This is a genomic window from Chitinivibrionia bacterium (assembly GCA_009779925.1).
In the GTDB taxonomy this organism is placed as follows: domain Bacteria; phylum Fibrobacterota; class Chitinivibrionia; order Chitinivibrionales; family Chitinivibrionaceae; genus WRFX01.
Genome location: WRAZ01000005.1, coordinates 13,227 through 29,588 on the forward strand (window position 1 = coordinate 13,227; position 16,362 = coordinate 29,588).

At 43.2% G+C, this 16,362-nt stretch carries 15 protein-coding genes; 9 read left to right on the forward strand and 6 right to left on the reverse strand.

From position 1 onward, the window contains the following. The first annotated feature begins 52 nt into the window (after nt 1-52). The 3 genes from FWE23_03070 to FWE23_03080 are packed head-to-tail and all read left to right on the forward strand — an operon-like array spanning nt 53 to nt 2,357. On the forward strand, nt 53-406 hold the full coding sequence (locus tag FWE23_03070; protein ID MCL2844418.1) for a response regulator: 354 nt from the start codon (nt 53-55) through the stop codon (nt 404-406). A gap of 41 nt (nt 407-447) precedes the next feature. Next, nucleotides 448-1,737 carry a mechanosensitive ion channel family protein gene (locus FWE23_03075; GenBank protein ID MCL2844419.1) on the forward strand — a complete coding sequence of 430 codons (1,290 nt, stop codon included), beginning with the start codon at nt 448-450 and terminating at the stop codon, nt 1,735-1,737. Then, nucleotides 1,734-2,357 carry a flavodoxin family protein gene (locus tag FWE23_03080; protein ID MCL2844420.1) on the forward strand — a complete coding sequence of 208 codons (624 nt, stop codon included), beginning with the start codon at nt 1,734-1,736 and terminating at the stop codon, nt 2,355-2,357. Before FWE23_03075 ends, FWE23_03080 begins: the two co-directional genes overlap by 4 nt. Before the next feature lie 3 nt (nt 2,358-2,360). On the opposite strand, the gene FWE23_03085 is transcribed toward FWE23_03080, so the two are convergent. The 6 genes from FWE23_03085 to FWE23_03110 all read right to left on the reverse strand — a co-directional run bounded on the left by FWE23_03085 (nt 2,361) and on the right by FWE23_03110 (nt 8,789). Further along, a complete protein-coding gene (locus FWE23_03085) occupies nt 2,361-3,449 on the reverse strand; it encodes a S8 family serine peptidase (GenBank protein ID MCL2844421.1) in 1,089 nt (362 codons plus the stop codon). Further along, on the reverse strand, nt 3,446-3,874 hold the full coding sequence (locus FWE23_03090; GenBank protein ID MCL2844422.1) for a hypothetical protein: 429 nt from the start codon (nt 3,872-3,874) through the stop codon (nt 3,446-3,448). Before FWE23_03090 ends, FWE23_03085 begins: the two co-directional genes overlap by 4 nt. After that, nucleotides 3,871-5,304 carry a threonine synthase gene (gene thrC, locus FWE23_03095; protein ID MCL2844423.1) on the reverse strand — a complete coding sequence of 478 codons (1,434 nt, stop codon included), beginning with the start codon at nt 5,302-5,304 and terminating at the stop codon, nt 3,871-3,873. Before thrC ends, FWE23_03090 begins: the two co-directional genes overlap by 4 nt. Before the next feature lie 125 nt (nt 5,305-5,429). Next, complete coding sequence (locus tag FWE23_03100) at nt 5,430-6,845, reverse strand: hypothetical protein (GenBank protein MCL2844424.1); 1,416 nt, start codon at nt 6,843-6,845, stop codon at nt 5,430-5,432. Between the two features lie 2 nt (nt 6,846-6,847). Continuing rightward, on the reverse strand, nt 6,848-7,201 hold the full coding sequence (locus FWE23_03105; GenBank protein MCL2844425.1) for a sporulation protein: 354 nt from the start codon (nt 7,199-7,201) through the stop codon (nt 6,848-6,850). A 133-nt stretch (nt 7,202-7,334) separates the two neighbouring features. Then, nucleotides 7,335-8,789 (reverse strand): insulinase family protein, encoded by a 1,455-nt coding sequence (locus FWE23_03110; GenBank protein MCL2844426.1) that lies wholly within the window; start codon nt 8,787-8,789, stop codon nt 7,335-7,337. Between the two features lie 123 nt (nt 8,790-8,912). On the opposite strand from FWE23_03110, the gene FWE23_03115 reads away from it, so the two are divergent. The 6 genes from FWE23_03115 (at nt 8,913) to FWE23_03140 (ending at nt 16,359) form a co-directional block, all read left to right on the forward strand. Next, on the forward strand, nt 8,913-10,556 hold the full coding sequence (locus FWE23_03115; GenBank protein ID MCL2844427.1) for a hypothetical protein: 1,644 nt from the start codon (nt 8,913-8,915) through the stop codon (nt 10,554-10,556). After that, nucleotides 10,553-11,245 carry a metal ABC transporter ATP-binding protein gene (locus FWE23_03120; GenBank protein MCL2844428.1) on the forward strand — a complete coding sequence of 231 codons (693 nt, stop codon included), beginning with the start codon at nt 10,553-10,555 and terminating at the stop codon, nt 11,243-11,245. The genes FWE23_03115 and FWE23_03120 overlap by 4 nt, the downstream gene beginning before the upstream one ends. A 3-nt stretch (nt 11,246-11,248) precedes the next feature. Next, nucleotides 11,249-12,058: a metal ABC transporter permease gene (locus FWE23_03125; GenBank protein ID MCL2844429.1), complete on the forward strand. Its 810-nt coding sequence runs from the start codon at nt 11,249-11,251 to the stop codon at nt 12,056-12,058. A gap of 111 nt (nt 12,059-12,169) precedes the next feature. After that, the gene (locus tag FWE23_03130) at nt 12,170-12,391 is read left to right on the forward strand and encodes a hypothetical protein (GenBank protein MCL2844430.1); all 222 of its coding nucleotides are present in this window, start codon (nt 12,170-12,172) and stop codon (nt 12,389-12,391) included. A gap of 353 nt (nt 12,392-12,744) precedes the next feature. Then, a complete protein-coding gene (locus FWE23_03135) occupies nt 12,745-15,690 on the forward strand; it encodes an InlB B-repeat-containing protein (protein ID MCL2844431.1) in 2,946 nt (981 codons plus the stop codon). A gap of 102 nt (nt 15,691-15,792) precedes the next feature. Further along, entirely contained in the window at nt 15,793-16,359 is a 567-nt protein-coding gene (locus tag FWE23_03140; protein ID MCL2844432.1) for a hypothetical protein, read from the forward strand. The last annotated feature ends 3 nt before the right edge of the window (nt 16,360-16,362 follow it).

Here is a 16,362-nt window from a genome sequence, read left to right on the forward strand (position 1 = left end):
CAATATGTATATTATACCCAGAAAATAGCGTAAAACATAACGGAGGATTTATATGAAGGTGCTTCTTGTTGATGATTCTTCAACTATGAGAAGAATACAGACAAACCAGCTTAACGCGCTGGGAATCAGCGACATTGTCGAAGCGGAGAACGGGCAAGACGGTCTCGAAAAATTGGCTAAAAATATGCCCGATGTGGTTCTTCTTGACTGGAATATGCCGGTTAAGAACGGTTTTGAGTTTTTGACCGAAGCCAGAGCGAACGCCGCATACAAAGATGTAAAAATCATTATGTGTACTTCGGAATCGGAGAAAAGCCGAGTTCTTGAAGCGCTTAAGGCGGGCGCCAATAATTATATGGTTAAGCCGTTTACGCCCGAAGCTCTTAAAGAAAAATTGGGCTTGTAAGAACGTTTTTTCGTCTGCGTGCGTATTTTGAAAGGAATTTTATGGATGTCCGTAAAATAGGATTTTGCGTACTTCTCTTTGTTTCGTCGTTGTTTGCGCAAGAGCAAGATGATGTAATTGATCTTTCAACGATAATAAAAGGTATTCAAACGGAAGGTGTTTCTTTTCTCGAAGAGATAATTGCAACGGGGTCAGTGATTGCCGTTGTAATATTTTTAATATTTATCTTGAATTTACTTTTTCGCCGTATCAACAGCTTTTTGGCTTCGTATTCGGAAAACCACTTCAAATCGTTGGTAATTAAAAAATATAAAATATTAGACCAAAAACAGATTTTGCATACGTTGTTCTTTTTGACGCATTCGGTAAAATGGGTGCTTTTTATCTTGCTTCTGATTTTTACGATACCCGTAATTTTTGGGATTTTTCCTCAAACTCGCGATTTTGCCACGACTATTTGGGGATATTTTTTGTCTCCCGTAAGAAAGATTGTTTTCGGCATAATCGGATATATCCCTCAGCTCATAACAATTGTCGTAATTTTGTTTTTTGTGAGATATATTCTTAAAACGCTTAAGTTTTTCAGCAGTGAAATTGAAAAAGAACGACTTGTAATAAAAGGGTTTTATCCCGAGTGGGCAAAGCCGACTTATTTCCTTTTGAAATACACGATTTACGCATTTACGATTGCGCTTGTTTTTCCTTATTTGCCTAATTCCGACACCAGAGTTTTTCAGGGTGTATCGGTTTTTATCGGTCTTATAATTTCGATTGGCTCGTCGTCGGCGATAGGGAACCTTGTTGCAGGAATTGTGATTACTTATATGCGCCCATTTCATATAAACGACAGAATAAAAATTGGCGAAAGCGAGGGGTTTGTTGTAGAAAAAAACGCGTTTGTCGTCAGAATTATCACAGACAAAAAAGAATATATTACATTTCCGAACATTACAATTCTGACCTCGAATATTACAAATTTCAGCCACTCTAAAGAATCAGGGAACGGTCTTATTGTTCATACGAATCTGACTGTTAATTATTCTATAGATTGGCGTAAAATACACGAGTTATTGATAGCGGCGGCAAAAAAAACGCAGTTTATAGAGCAAACTCCCGAACCGTTTGTTCTGCAAAAAGCGCTTGATGATTTTTACTGCGTTTATGAGATTAACGCCTATACAAAAGAAATTGCAGAAGTGCCGAAAGTTTATTCCGAATTGCACAAAAATATTCAGGACATCTTTAGGGAAGCGGGTATAGATTTGACTTCGCCGCATTATGAAATTGATGTTTTAGAAAAAAAGAAAGCAGAAGAGGAGAAAAATGTATGAAAGTTTTATTAGTTAACGGTAGCCCGCATTTGGTCGGTTGCACAAACAGAGCGCTTCGTGAAATTGAGAAAGAATTACAAATACAAGGGATTTCTTCCCAAGTTTGCCAGTTAGGAACAGAACTTATCGCCGGGTGTCGTGGTTGTTCATATTGCAAATCGCATCCTTCTTGTGTGGTTAAAGATATTGTAAATGAGTTTTCGGTTTTGGCAAAAAGCGCGGATGGTTTTATTTTCGGCTCTCCTGTATATTATGCGGGTGCAAGCGGCAGTATTACTTCATTTATGGACAGGCTTTTTTATTCTGCGGGCGGGAATTTGCAATATAAGCCCGCGGCGGCTATTGTGTCGTGCAGAAGAGGTGGAGCAACTGCCGCATTTGACCAACTAAACAAATATTTTACTATAAATAATATGCCGATTGTTTCGTCGCAATATTGGAATATGGTGCACGGAAATACGCCCGAAGAAGTCGAGCAAGATTTGGAAGGTTTGCAGACAATGCGGGTACTTGCTCAAAATATGGCGTGGCTTCTTAATTGTATTGAGGCGGGTAAAAAATCGGGGATTGAACCTCCGCAAAAAGAAAACGTTCGCCAAAGAACGAATTTTATTCGTTAATTATTAACGGAATAATCGTGTAATAGAGGAGCCGTTGCCCCAGTCTCGCGCGCGTTGTACGGCTCTTTCGGCGTCAATCAATCCGTATGCGTGGGATAGTGAAAATCCGTTTCCGTCATACATTACTTCATCACCGCCTGTTTTTTGTGCGGTTTCTGTTATTATTTGTCGGACTTGTGTTGCCGTCAGCGTTGGATTTACCGCGAGCATAAGGGCGGCAACTCCAGCTACAATCGGCGCCGCAAACGATGTTCCGTTAGATATTCCATAATTTTCGTTTGCAAGCCCGCCGCTGTTATTGCTTCCGTCTGCACCCATTAAATCGAGAATAAGTATTGATGTGCCGGGAGCCATAATGTCGAGTTTGCTTCCGAAATCCGAATCTCTTCTGCGCATTCCGTTTCTGTCGCTTGCCGAAACGCCTATTACCCACGGGAGTTCGGATTCGTCAATTCGTTGCTGATTGTCGAGATTCCAACCTCTGTTTCCTGTGGCAAAGACAACGACAACTCCGCTTTCGTAAAGCGACCTCATTTGCGATTCAAACGACTCGCTTATAAGCCCGCCGCCCCAACTGCAATTTATAACCTGCGCACCCCATTCTCTTGCTTTGTCAAGCGCTCTTATTACATCTGCGTCTTCCGAAAAAAAGTTCGGGTCTCCGATAAAAAGCATATCGCTTTCGGGGGCAACTCCTATTGTGCCGACATCGTTCCAACGCGCCGAAACAACACCTGCTACCGCGGTTCCGTGCGAATATACGTTTCTTCTTACGGGCTCTATGCTATTACTGCCGTTAACTACATTGTAAACAAAAATTGCTTCAAAATCCTCGTGATTTCTCTGTATGTTATCGTCTAAAACGGCAATGCGCACACCTGCTCCCTTAGTGATTTCCCAAGCTCCAAGTATATTTATCGAAAAATACTGCTCGCTGTGCAAGTGCCATTGGTGCTGAAAAAACGGGTCAAAATTATCTGTTTGTTTTGGTATATATGGATTGTCTTGGTTTGGTATTTCAATGCCGATTTCCTTTTCATCGGAGCAGGAAAGCAAAAATATTACAATCAAAATCGGCAATAAAAATTTCATCGCGCTCGTCTTTCTCTTATAAGGTTAGGGTGCGCATATTTTACTGCGGTATCTTGCGAAAGTTCGCGGGAAAGTTCAAACTGCCTGCTTCTGTCGTACGGATTTACCAAGAAAATGTTGTTCGCCAATCTTTCAAAAGATTTTATGCCGTATTGCCCAAACACCGCTTCGGGGATTGCACTGCCAATCAATTCGACTATAATTCCGTCGGCTATTTTTACGCGAGCGCCGTGTTGTGTGGTAAACCAACTCTCTTCAACGCTTCCGTCTGCGCCTCGCGTTCCTTTAAGCGCAGTCAAAAAGATAGTATCGCCGCGCTCTATAAAGAATAGGCGACCGTCGCTTCCGTGGCAAACGTTGCTTCTGTTATTTTCGGCAAAAATTTGCAAAAAAAATACCAAAAGCAAGGCAATCATTGCCTTCATATCGCATTTTCCACGATAATTTTCATTAAAACTTGTAAATTGGGCTCTATTTTTACTACTCTTTGAGGCAAATCGGCAAGATTTTCCAAATGCTTTGGGACAGGCGGTCTTTTTCCGCTTGTTGCGTATCTGACATTTTCTTCAAATTTTGCCGCCAAAGCCGTTTCCATAATTACGGTTTTTATTGCGCTGTTTCTGAGTCTTTGCGCCACCGTGAAAGCGTCTGCCGTGTGTGTATCTATAAAAAGCCCATAGCGAAAATAAGCGTCTCGAATAGCCGCCATTCGGTCGTCGTGGGTGCTTTTTGAAGATATAAATCCGTATTTTTCGTGCATTTGTTTTCTTATTTTGTTGTCAAGTGTAAATTCGCCGCCGTTTTCTATGGTTTCCCACAAATTTTTCAATTTTTGCTTATCGCGTTCCAATAAATCAAAGACAAATCTTTCGAGGTTTGACGCCTTGCTGATGTCCATTGACGGCGATGATGTTTCGAAAGTTTCTTTGTCTGAACGCGGCGCGTATTTTCCTGTTTTGAAAAACTCGTTTAAAACGTCGTTTTCGTTTGTTGCGACAATCAATCTGCGTATGGGAAGTCCCATCTTTCTTGCGATATGTCCTGCGCAAACATTGCCGAAATTTCCGCTGGGAACACAAAAATCTATCTCCTCGCCAATTTTCTCGACAACAGCAAAATATCCCTTAAAATAATACACGATTTGAGCGGCTATTCTTCCCCAGTTTATTGAATTTACTGCGCCGATTTTGTATTTTTCCTTAAAGTCTTTGTCGTTATTTACCGCTTTTACCAAATCCTGACAACCGTCAAACATTGCTTCTACTGCGATGTTATGTATGTTTTTATCTTGAAGAGAATACATCTGTCCACGTTGAAACGGCGACATTTTTCCCGCAGGCGAAAGCATAAAAACATTCACGTTTTTCTTGCCTTTCATAGCGTATTCCGCAGCACTCCCCGTATCACCCGAAGTTGCGCCCAGAATATTTAGTTTTGCGTTTTCTTTTTGCAGAACATATTCAAACGCGTTGCCCAGAAACTGCATTGCCAAGTCCTTAAATGCAAGAGTAGGTCCGTTTGAGAGTTCCTGAATAAACAGAGTGTTATCAATTTTGGTAATCGGTGTAATATCAGCCGCGCGTGCGCTTTCTCTTGAATTGCAGAATATTTGCGGAGTATAAGAATTATTTATTATTTTGCGAAGGTCGTCTTGCGGAATATCGTCGGCAAATTCGCGTAAAATTTCAAATGCCAAGTCGCAATAATTCAGTTTTGCAAGTTCGGACAATTTGTTTTTGTCGAACTGCGGATAATTTTCGGGAATGGTCAAACCACCGTCGGGAGCGAGTCCGCCTAAGAGAATTTGCGAGAAATTTTGCGGCTCCATACCGCCTCTAGTCGAAATGTATTGCATAAATTAGTCCTTTTTTGTTTAGTTGTCATTTGTAATAATTGATTAAAAATAATAATTTGCACAAGCAAAAAGCCGCGTTTTCTTAGATTATATCTAATTTCTCCGAACAATAATCAAGATTTTTCTTAATTATCTTCTAATTCGCCGTCAATTCCAATAGGTCGCAAACCCTCGTAGCCAACGTGGCTTGCTTCAAATTCGATTTCGTCTTCGTCGTTTTCGTCATCGTTCTGAAAACACATTGCTTTTATGAATAAGTCTCGTTCGTCCATTATATTTTGAGATAACAGCTCTTGTTTTGTCGAAGCGTTTTCGTGGTCGGACGCCATCAATTCTTTTTCTTGTTGTTTAAACAATTCTACAATATCAACCTTTGGAATTTCGCCTATCTCAAGAAGTTTTTGAGCGCCGCTTTTGCAACCGTAATCCAAATCTGTCGAAAAATCACCGTTAGATAAATCTGCGAAAATATTGTTTTTCTCAAAAATACTGCCTTCTTCGTTAATGTATTGCTTGTTAATGCCGCAGTTGTAAAAAATATTTTTGTTGGCAAACGCTGCCGATTTACAGCGTGCAGAAATAATTTCTTCGTCTTCTGTGTTCGAGATAAAAGTGTTTTTGTGAATTAAAATCGGCACCGCATTTTTATTTTCTTCGTCGCCGTCAAAGGAAATTTTTGAATCGATAAAGCAATTTTCGGAAATAGTGGCGTCGTCGCTTCCGATTATCATCGCGTTGGGGCAGTTTTCAAAACGGTTTTCAAATATTTCGTTTTCGCCGCCTGCGTCGGTTATGATTGCCGCATTTGTGTTTCTGAAAATATTTCTTCCTATTTGCGTTCCGCTTACCTTAATTTTTATGCCTGTTTTGCAATTTTCAAAAAGGCAACTGTAAATCTCGTGCCCACCGAAAAGTCCGCATATATTTTCGTCGCTACCTACAACGACGGCGGTTTTGCAGTTCTTAAATCGGCAGAAACGCACCGATGAATTTTTGGAGTTCGACACAAATTTTTCTTCGTTTTCGTCTGTGCTTTGCGAAATCATAATTGCAATGTGATTTTCGGCATCTTTGGGCGCGCTGAATTCGCAGTTTTCTACAACGCAGTCTTGACCGCCGCTTCCGCCGAAGAATATTGTGCATTCCGAAACTTCGCCGCACTCAATAAATTTGCAGTCTTTTATGCTACATCTTTCTGCTTCGCCAATAATCGAAATTGCGGCGTTTTGTGTTTTGCTGAACACCACGCCTTTAACAATAATGTCCTTTGTTGAGTAAAAATACCAATCCGAATACGAAATTGCGTCTTTGCCGTTTTCATCGAAAGCGAGTATTGTTATTGGCTCTTCAATGGTGCCGCATAAGTCGCGCACGACGAGTTTTTCTTCATAATTTCCTGAAGTCAGCGCCACAACCGACCCCGAAACTGCACAGTCAAGCGCGTCTTTAATCCTCGAAAAAGGCTTATCTGCAGAGCCGTCTCCGCCGACGGGAGCATTCGCGCTTACCCAAATGTAATTTTCTGATAATTTGTCGAACATTTTTACGCTTCTTTATTACTCGATTTGTTAACTGATTTCAAAACTGTTTCGATAACATCGGGAGCAAGTCCCAAAAGTCTGAGCCCTACGCTGTCTTTTGGGTCTATCGGGTGTACTTTTACGTTGCTGTCGCCGACTATTGTAATGAGCGCTACGGGAATAACCTGTATGCCGCCGCCCGTTGTTGAAAGTCCCTCTTTTTTTCCGCTTCCGCCTGCCGCAAACCCGCAAGAAATTTTTGAAACCGGGATTACCGTCGTTTTGCCCGAAACAAACGGCTCGCCGAAAACCGTTTCGCTTTTTGCTATGTGTTTAAGTTCGTTCAAAAGCGTTGCAAGTGTGTCATTGACCGCCATAATTCCCCTTTTTTTAATTTTATAAACACAAATATACTATTTTTCCAAAGGTAAATGGCGAAAAATATCCCAATTAAGCAATTGTTTTTACCAACTTACGTCAAGTTGTAGGATTTTTATATCCCTTCCCTCCTCACTCCCCGACAATCCACCCTACAACTCTGTAATTCGGGTTAAGGTATCTTGCGACTACGTCTTTTGTGCTTGTTATTTCCGCTATTCTTTCGGGGTACTCAAAAAGTCCGCGCCAATCGCCGAACCTTTGGAAAAACGCCAATTGGTCGGAAAATCTTTCCATATCTCTGAAGTTTTCGAGATGCGAGCGCAAAATTGTGTTTTTTACGCGCGTTAATTCGCTTGGGCTTGGGTCAATGCGCGTCAGTTTTTCTATTTCTTCCAAGATAATTTCTTCTACTCTTTTATGGTCGGCTCCCGCTCTCAAAACTGCCGAAATCGCAAATCTGCCGTTATGATGCCGCCAGAAATTTGCCGCGCTTACCCTAACCGCCAATCCTTCTTTTTCGACAAGCCGCCGAAACAAAATTCCGCTGTTGCCAGAAAGCATATTTTCTATGATTTCCAATGCAAAAAGTGCTGTGTCGGGGTAGCCGGGTATGTGAAAAAGAATATCGACGCGCGGCTCGGCGTTGTTCTCGCGTACAATAAAGCGTTTTTCGCCGATTGGCGCGGGCTCTCTTGTGTGAACGGGCTCAAGCGGCTGGCTTGGATTGGGAATATGCGCAAAATATTTGTTTATGAGCGCGCTTGCGGCGGCGGGCGTGATATTCCCCGCCAAAACTATGAGAGCGTTATCGGGTCTGTAAAATCTTGCAATGTGATTTTCTAACGCCGCAACGCTAAAGTTTTCTATGTCGCTCGCCCAACCTATTATGGGGTTTTGATAGGGGTGAGCCGAATGAAAAACAGTTTCCAGAATTTCAAAATATCTGCTTAACGGGCGATTGTCCACAACCATTTTTCGTTCTTCGGCAACCACGTCGCGCTCGCTTATAAATTCGCGTAAAACCAAATTTTGCATTCTGTCGGCTTCTATGTTTGCGAAAAGTTCGACTTTGTTTGCGGGTAAATTTACGATGTAGGCGGTCATATCGCGGCTTGTCCAAGCGTTTAGTCGAGTGCCGCCGTTTCGCTCGTAAATAGACCAAATTTCGTCTTTTATTATGAATTCCCGCTGTTGTTCGAGGAGCGCAAACGCCTCTTCTCTGAGGGCGACAACTCTTTCGTCTGTTCTTGGAACTCCGATTCGGATTAACGCGAGCATTTTGTTGTCTATGCTGTCTATCGCGTTCATCAGCGGGACTTCCGCTCTGAAATTTGTCGTTCCGAGCCTGCGCGTTCCCTTAAACATCATGTGCTCAAACATGTGCGAAAGTCCTGTGTGCGAAAAACTTTCGTGCATAGAGCCGACAAAATAATACAACCTGCACGAAACCGTCGGAAGCGTGGTATCGGTAAAAACAAGCAAGGTAAGTCCGTTTGGTAAAATTTCCTCAAAAACCGGAAACGACGGTTTTGTTTCGGCAAAAATAATCGTTGCGAAAAATAGCAAAAAAATAATTCTTTTCATAATAATCTCCCTTTTAGGCACTAAAATATATTATTTTTCAAACAAACAGAGGCGCTTTGTCGAAAATTAAGCGCAAAAAATTGAAAATGACGCTTAACAAAACTGAAATCAGAGGGAAAATAAATGCAAAAAATAATGATTATTGTCGCACTTCTTGTGTTTTCGGTTTTTGCGCAGACAATTCGATTTGAGCCGAATGCCGCCATCGATAATAGAATTGACGAGATAATTTATATGATTTCTTCGCGATGCGGAACAGCCTTGCCAAGGGGAATTTCGCAACAACCGATGAATTACGAAGAACTCCGCCGATGGATAGCGGACGTCGAAAACTGCCAAAATTTAACCCAAACCGACCGCCAAACGCTCGAAATCCTGAAAAACAGATTTGAGGGAAACGCGCGAATAGCCGAAATCAGAAGCGAGGACGACGAGTATCGCGTTTTGCTGAATTTGGACTTAACAGGGCAGGGGAGATTTGACGGAGATGTGGACGCGCGCGGGATTGTAGAACCGAGGATTACGGCGAATTTGGGCGCGTTTTCGTTCTATTCCGACATTTATGTTCTCACCCAATTCAGAAGCGATACGCCTTTTATCGAGCAAAATTACCAGCCGTTTCGTGGACCTACTTTCAACACAATCGGCGGCGATACTTCGCATTTTCGGGCTATGGACGGTTTTCGCGCGGGAATATCCAAGCAGACCGACCGCTTTCGCTTTGATGTAGCGGTAGATAATTTGACGTCGGGACCCGCCGCGCACAATCGTCTTATGCTTAACATTGTCGATGAACCCGTTTTTTATGCGAGAGCCGCGCTGGATTTTGGGCGTATGCAATACTATAAAATTTTCGGAATGTTGCGGGAACTAAATCATCTCAATAAATTTATATATTATCATCGCGCTCAAGTTCCGTTTTTTGACGGCAGACTTACGCTCGGAATAAACGCTTCAATAATCAGCGGCTCAACGGGCGACGCCGCAACTATGGCGGAACCTCCGCCGCAAGGACAGGTTTTGCCCGACTGGGATCTTAACAGAACAAGAAGAATAGAGCCTGTGTATATGATTCCTTTTGTCCCGTATTTTTTTGCGGAACATTTTGCAGGCGACTTGGATAACAAACAAATCGGCTTTGACTTAGAACTGCGAATGCCTCAGATTGCACGCTGGTATATGGAATTTTTTATTGACGACGGCACCGCGCCGCACACGCTTTTTAACGACCAATGGGCAAATAAATGGGCGCTTACGGTCGGAACGCAGTGGTTTCCCGTAATTGCAGGACGAAACGCGATTTTCGGTTTTGAATATTGCAGGGTTGAGCCGTGGGTTTACACGCATTTTCGCGGCGCGGCGGCAAATCATGCGCATTTCGGACGTAATATAGGCGCGGAACTTGGACCGAATTCGGCGCAAATTCGCGGACTTTCGCAGTTTGCTTTTTCGCAAAGGCACGCGCTGAGGCTCGAAGCTGTTCATAATCGATACAATCGCAACGTTCGCGGCGGCTCGCTCGGCGACGTTTTTGTATATCCTCATCTTGCAGAACGGTTAACTGAAGAGCAGTTAGCGCAAATAGGAATAGGGATAGAGGGCGACAGTGAAAGAAAACAATTTTTGAGCGGAGATATTACCAAAGAATACGAAATAAATCTTTCGCATATATTCAGGCAGTTCGGGCGTTTTGAAATGACGTCAAGCGTTTTTTATAACAGCGAAAAAGGCGCGGGCGTCGGCGTCTGGGGAGGTTTCAGGTTTTGAAACAAATTACCGTTGAAAATCTTACTGTTAATTACGGTGATTACTGCGCTTTGCAGGATATTTCGTTCGACGTTTCGCGCGGCGATTTTCTTGCGGTTGTCGGGCAAAACGGCAGTGGAAAAACAACGCTGATAAAAACAATTGCGCAACTTATAAAGCCCCAAAAAGGCAGGGTGATTTTTCATAATCCCGACGATATTATCGGCTATCTTCCGCAAAAAACATCGACGCTTGATACGCGTTTTCCCGCAAATGTCGAAGAAATAGTCCTTTCGGGATTACGTTGCAGTAAAGACAAAAACACTCCCAAAAAACTAAACGACGCGCTGGATTTACTGAAAATTTCGGATATTCGCAAACGAAAAATCGGGCAGTTGTCGGGCGGTCAGCAACAAAGGGCAATTTTGGCTCGGGCGCTTATTTCCTCTCCGACCATACTGATTTTGGACGAGCCGACGGGTGCGCTTGACCCTTCGAGCCGCGATTGTTTTTACGATACAATCAAAAAAATGAACGAAGAATTTTCGACAACGGTGATTATGGTGAGCCACGATTTTCACGACATAAAAGACTACGCAAAAACGGTAATGCTCGTTGACAGAGTGCTTTTGTCTTACGAAAAATCGCAGGATTTTTTATCGGGCGACGAAAAATGTTATTTTAACAACTGCGAAGGCAAACACGGGTAAAATATGGAAGAACTTTTAAGTATTTTCTCTTATGATTTTATGCGAAACGCGCTTATCGCGGGAAGTTTTGTCGCGATGAGTTGCGCGATAGTCGGCGTTTTTTTGGTTTTGCGCAGATTTTCAATGATTGGCGATGGCTTGGCGCACACGGCTCTTGCGACAATTGCGCTGGGAATGTTTGTTGGTTTGTCGCCGATAGCAATCTCTATTCCGCTTGTGGTTATTGCCTCGCTTTTAATACTTTGGCTTACTAAAAAAACAGCCGTTTGGGGCGATTCGGCAATCGGTTTTGTTTCTACAACCGCAGTTGCAATCGCAGTTATGCTTGCTTCGATGTCAGGAAAAATCGGAAATCTGGAAAACTATCTTTTCGGTAATATTCTGACAATTCAGCCATACGAATTGTGGCTTTCGATTATTCTTTCCGCGACCGTTATCGGCGTTGTAATCGCCTTTTACAGAGACCTTTTTATGCTCGCTTTCGACGAAGATTTTGCGCGGGTTTCGGGAGTAAAAGCGGATTTTCTGAATTCGCTCATAATAGTTCTAACAGCAATAATAGTAGTCTTGGGAGTGCGCGTTGTCGGCGCTATGTTAATATCCGCGCTTATAATAATTCCCACAATAACCGCGCTTCAAGTATCAAAAAGTTTCAAACAAACGATAGCCTTAGCGGCGTTTTTCGCCGTATTTTCGGTAATCGGCGGAATAATTCTTTCGTTCATCCTAAACGCTCCGACAGGGGCGATAATAGTTCTGATAAACGCCGCCCTGTTTTTAGGGACTTTACTTTTGAAGGTGTTGAAGAAGTAAAAAAAGCGTTTTCTAAAACAAGATAATATACAATTTTCAAAAAATTTCGGACACATTGTGGTAAGCATAAATTATTTTACATTAAAAAGTTTAAAATTAAAAGGAATTTTTATGGAAAGTTTAGTTGTTGATAAGCGAAATCTTTCTAAAACGGTAGTGGCTTATATCCGTTCGGAGAAAATAAAACTAGTTCCTAAGAATGGTACTATTATTTTGTCGCCTGTTCGTGATAAATATTCTGTTTTGGAAAAATCATTCGGTCTGTTTTCGGATGGTAAATTATCCAGTAAAAAATTTATAGAAGCTAAAAAACGAGAAAAGGAACTGGAATAATGAATTTTTTGTAATTTTTTCCCACACCACGCACAACATAAATTATTTTCATTACCCCTTAACAACCGCAACAAAAATCCACGTTAAAACAATATTTTCTGAAACCTTGAATTCGCCAAACACTGTTCGCCAAATCTCTAAAATTCCAAATTTTCCATAAACCCACCCCCGCTACAAAAAAACCACCGTTTTTTTGCCGCGCCCATCTTTCGTACTATCGTACTAATAAAATACTAAATGCCAATTAAATAAGCAATACCATTAAGCATTTTTTTATAAAAATATGCTTAAAAAACGCGGCAAAAAAACGGTCGTTTTCTTGCCGCATAAAAATAATTTAAGAGGAGGCTTTAATGAAGGCTAAAATTATGTTGGCGGCTTTAGTGTTGGCTTTATGCTCGGTGTTTTTGTTTATTACGAGTTGCAGTAGCGACGACGGCGAAGAGGCAAAAGAAGAGGGCGGATTTTCAGTAGTATTCAATTCTAACGGCGGGTCTGCCGTAAATCCCATAGTCGGTATTGCCGATGGGGCTACAATCAGCAGACCGAGCAATCCCACAAAAGCGGGACACGTATTTGTCGGTTGGCACAGAGATGCCGAATTAACCGTTGCGTGGAATTTTGCAAGGGACGTTGTCTCGCAAAACTTAGTTCTTTACGCAAAGTGGTCGCAGGGTACCACGCCTTGGCACTCGGTTATTTTCGATTTTAACGACGGCGCTTCCTCCGATTCTATCACATTTGTTGCCGATGGGTCGCTTATTACAAGACCAAGCAACCCGCAAAGAAGCGGACACGTGTTTGTCGGCTGGTTTACGGACAGGGAATTTACCACCGCGTGGAATTTTGCGGGGAATGTTGTAAGAGACGACATTACTCTTTACGCAAGATGGGCGCAAGGAACGACTTTTCACAGGGTTTTATTTAACTTTAACGACGGCGCTACAGTGGATTCGCTGACTTATGTTGCTTCGGGGGCGCTTATTGTAAGACCGAGAAATCCTTTAAGAAGCGGGTATATGTTTGTCGGCTGGCATATAGATGCCGAGCTTACCACGGTGTGGAATTTTGCCGCAAATACGGTAAACGAAGATATAGCGCTTTTTGCGAGATGGTCGCAGGGGGCTACTCCTTGGCATTCCATAACCTTTAATTTTAATAATGCTCCCGTTGCAGATTCTATAGCTTTTGCCGCCGCGGGCTCGACGATAAGCGCACCTGTTGCGCCTGTAAGAGCGGGATTTACTTTTAACGGTTGGTACAGGGATGCGGCGCTTACTATTCCTTGGAATTTTACGGATGATGTTATCGGCGGAGATATTACGCTTTTTGCAAGATGGACTGAAATACAAATTGAAACTTTTACCGTGAGTTTTAATTCCAACGGCGGGTCTGTGGTTAGTTCCGTTGTCAATATTGCAAACGGTGCGACAATAAGCGCGCCTGTTGCGCCGACGAGGAGCGGGTTTACTTTTGCAGGTTGGTATAAAGAGGTGGAATTGACTACTGCTTGGAATTTTGAGGTCGATGTTGTGAGCGAAAATACTACGCTTTTTGCAAGATGGACTGAAATACAAAATGAAACTTTTACCGTGAGTTTCAACTCCAACGGCGGGTCTGCGGTTAGTTCCGTTGTCAATATTGCAAACGGTGCGACGATAAGCGCGCCTGTTGCGCCGACGAGAGACGGGCACGTTTTCGGCGGATGGTACAAAGACGCAGAGCTGGCTAATGCTTGGGATTTTGAAACGGACGTTGTAGAGGGAAACACTACACTGTTTGCGAGATGGCTTACCGCTCATACCATAACCTTCAATTCTAACGGTGGGTCTGCAGTTAGTTCTGTAAGCGCTCTTACCGGCACCACAATTGATAAACCGACCGACCCGACAAGAGTTGGATTTGCGTTTATGGGTTGGTATAGAGAAGCGGCGTTTACTAATGCTTGGAACTTTGAGACTAATGTTGTTGCGGCTAACACTACACTGTTTGCAAGATGGCACGAACTTGGAACTTTGGTTTTGCCCTATAGCAATAATTTAGCTTCGGCAAACGATGTAAACGAATGGACGCTCAGCGGTGTAAACTGGGACAACGGCAACAGCGGACAGTTAATATTTGAAGCGGCGGGTTCTTTTGTTGATTTACCTTTGCTTCCGGCAGGAGTAAACGGACACGGTATAAGAATTGTAGCGAGACACGGAAACACCATTTCTTTGGAAACATCTGTCAACGGTACAACATTCTCCGCTCCTCAGGCGTTTGCCGGCGGTACCACCGTTATGGAATCCGGTATTTTATCAATACCTAACGGAACGCGTTATATAAGATTGAGCACTAATAGCGTAAGGACTAATGAAGTCGCTCTTGTTTCGGTATTGGTAAGTAGTTTCCACACCGTGGCATTCAATTCAAATGTCGGTTCTTCTGTCGCTTCAATCGTCAATGTTTCTCGCGGTTCTATTATCAGCGAACCGGAAAATGAGCCAATAAGAAGCGGATATACGTTTGACGGCTGGTACAGAGAGGCTGAGCTGAGCAATCTATGGAATTTTGCTACAGATCTTGTGCAGGGAAATATCACACTGTTTGCTAAGTGGAGACCGATAAGCGGTATTGGCGGCGGCACAAACGGAGAAGCGCGGACAATAACTCGTAATGGCATTGATATAGAACTTATTTTTGTTGCCCCCGGAGTATTTACGCAGGGAGGAGCACATTTCGGACATTCGGTATCTCGCGAGGTAGTACTTACACGCGGCTTTTGGATAAGTAAATATCCGATAACCGTGGCGCAGTATGAGGCGGTAATGAATGATAATCCGTCTAATCTTAACAATCGTCCCGTAGTAAACGTAAGTTGGTTTAACGCAGTAGATTTTGCTAGTAGAGTCGGCGGTCGCCTGCCGACGGAAGCTGAATGGGAATTTGCTGCGCGCGGCGGAAATAGGGAAGACCCATATATGTACAGCGGTAGCGACAATATCAACGAAGTTGGTTGGGTTAGCACAAACCGTCCCTCTTCCGGCGCTCAACCTGTAGGAGGGCTACAGGCAAACGGATTGGGGATTTATGATATGAGCGGTAATGTTTGGGAATGGGTTGCGGACTGGAGTGCGTCTTTTACTTCGACATCTGTTGTTGACCCAATAGGTCCTAATAGCGGCACTATCCGCGTAGTTCGTGGTGGCAGTTGGTACTACGAGGCTTCGTTTGCTCGTGTTGCCTTTCGGAGCTTCGGCAGTCCGGACGGCAGCTGGAGCTGCAGCGGGTTCCGCTTGGTGTTTTCCGCCAATTGAAATATTAAGAACGGAGTTCTGTTCTTTTTTTGAGTTGAAAAAAAATATCGGTTTCAATTAACTAATAAGAGGTTGTTAAAAACAACAAAAAGGAGTGTTTTTATGGGTTTTAAGAGAGTATTGTTTGTCGTTATGGCGGCGGCGTTGGTGTTGATGGTGGTGGGTTGCGGGAAGAGGCAGAGTAATTTTGGTAGTCATACCGACGCTGTTGGGGTTTATCCGCGGGAAATTCAGCGGTTGCTTGACGGACCTTACAAGGAATCTATTACGGCGGTGGGTATGGCGACGGCTACGGATCAGAATGCGGCTCTTCGCAGAGCGCGGTTTGAGGCAACTCAGCTGATTGCGGCGCAGTTTGAGCAGGAAGTTGCTTCTCAGCAGAGGGCGTTTACTTTGGATATTCAGGGGAACGTGGACAACGACGTTTTTGAGACGGTACAGGAGATTTTTGTATTGACCACGCTTAACGGCGACCGTATTGTTAAAGAATTGGTGGCGCGCGGACCCGACGGGTTTACGGCTTATGTTTTGAGAGCATTGGACGCAAGCGTTCTTAAGGCGTTGCTCGAAGCGCAGAAAAACGCGGAAAATCTCAGACAGGCTCGTACTGCTTGGAATAATCTTGAAGAAAGAATAGAACGCGAAAAAGCCGCCCGCGCAGGACAATAATAG

What these genes read in the sequence shown, in the direction of transcription:
- FWE23_03070 (MCL2844418.1), top strand. Translation starts at nt 53, where the DNA reads ATGAAGGTGCTTCTTGTTGATGATTCTTCAACTATGAGAAGAATACAG.
- FWE23_03075 (MCL2844419.1), top strand. Translation starts at nt 448, where the DNA reads ATGGATGTCCGTAAAATAGGATTTTGCGTACTTCTCTTTGTTTCGTCG.
- FWE23_03080 (MCL2844420.1), top strand. Translation starts at nt 1,734, where the DNA reads ATGAAAGTTTTATTAGTTAACGGTAGCCCGCATTTGGTCGGTTGCACA.
- FWE23_03085 (MCL2844421.1), bottom strand. Translation starts at nt 3,449, where the DNA reads ATGAAATTTTTATTGCCGATTTTGATTGTAATATTTTTGCTTTCCTGC.
- FWE23_03090 (MCL2844422.1), bottom strand. Translation starts at nt 3,874, where the DNA reads ATGAAGGCAATGATTGCCTTGCTTTTGGTATTTTTTTTGCAAATTTTT.
- thrC (MCL2844423.1), bottom strand. Translation starts at nt 5,304, where the DNA reads ATGCAATACATTTCGACTAGAGGCGGTATGGAGCCGCAAAATTTCTCG.
- FWE23_03100 (MCL2844424.1), bottom strand. Translation starts at nt 6,845, where the DNA reads ATGTTCGACAAATTATCAGAAAATTACATTTGGGTAAGCGCGAATGCT.
- FWE23_03105 (MCL2844425.1), bottom strand. Translation starts at nt 7,201, where the DNA reads ATGGCGGTCAATGACACACTTGCAACGCTTTTGAACGAACTTAAACAC.
- FWE23_03110 (MCL2844426.1), bottom strand. Translation starts at nt 8,789, where the DNA reads ATGAAAAGAATTATTTTTTTGCTATTTTTCGCAACGATTATTTTTGCC.
- FWE23_03115 (MCL2844427.1), top strand. Translation starts at nt 8,913, where the DNA reads ATGCAAAAAATAATGATTATTGTCGCACTTCTTGTGTTTTCGGTTTTT.
- FWE23_03125 (MCL2844429.1), top strand. Translation starts at nt 11,249, where the DNA reads ATGGAAGAACTTTTAAGTATTTTCTCTTATGATTTTATGCGAAACGCG.
- FWE23_03130 (MCL2844430.1), top strand. Translation starts at nt 12,170, where the DNA reads ATGGAAAGTTTAGTTGTTGATAAGCGAAATCTTTCTAAAACGGTAGTG.
- FWE23_03135 (MCL2844431.1), top strand. Translation starts at nt 12,745, where the DNA reads ATGAAGGCTAAAATTATGTTGGCGGCTTTAGTGTTGGCTTTATGCTCG.
- FWE23_03140 (MCL2844432.1), top strand. Translation starts at nt 15,793, where the DNA reads ATGGGTTTTAAGAGAGTATTGTTTGTCGTTATGGCGGCGGCGTTGGTG.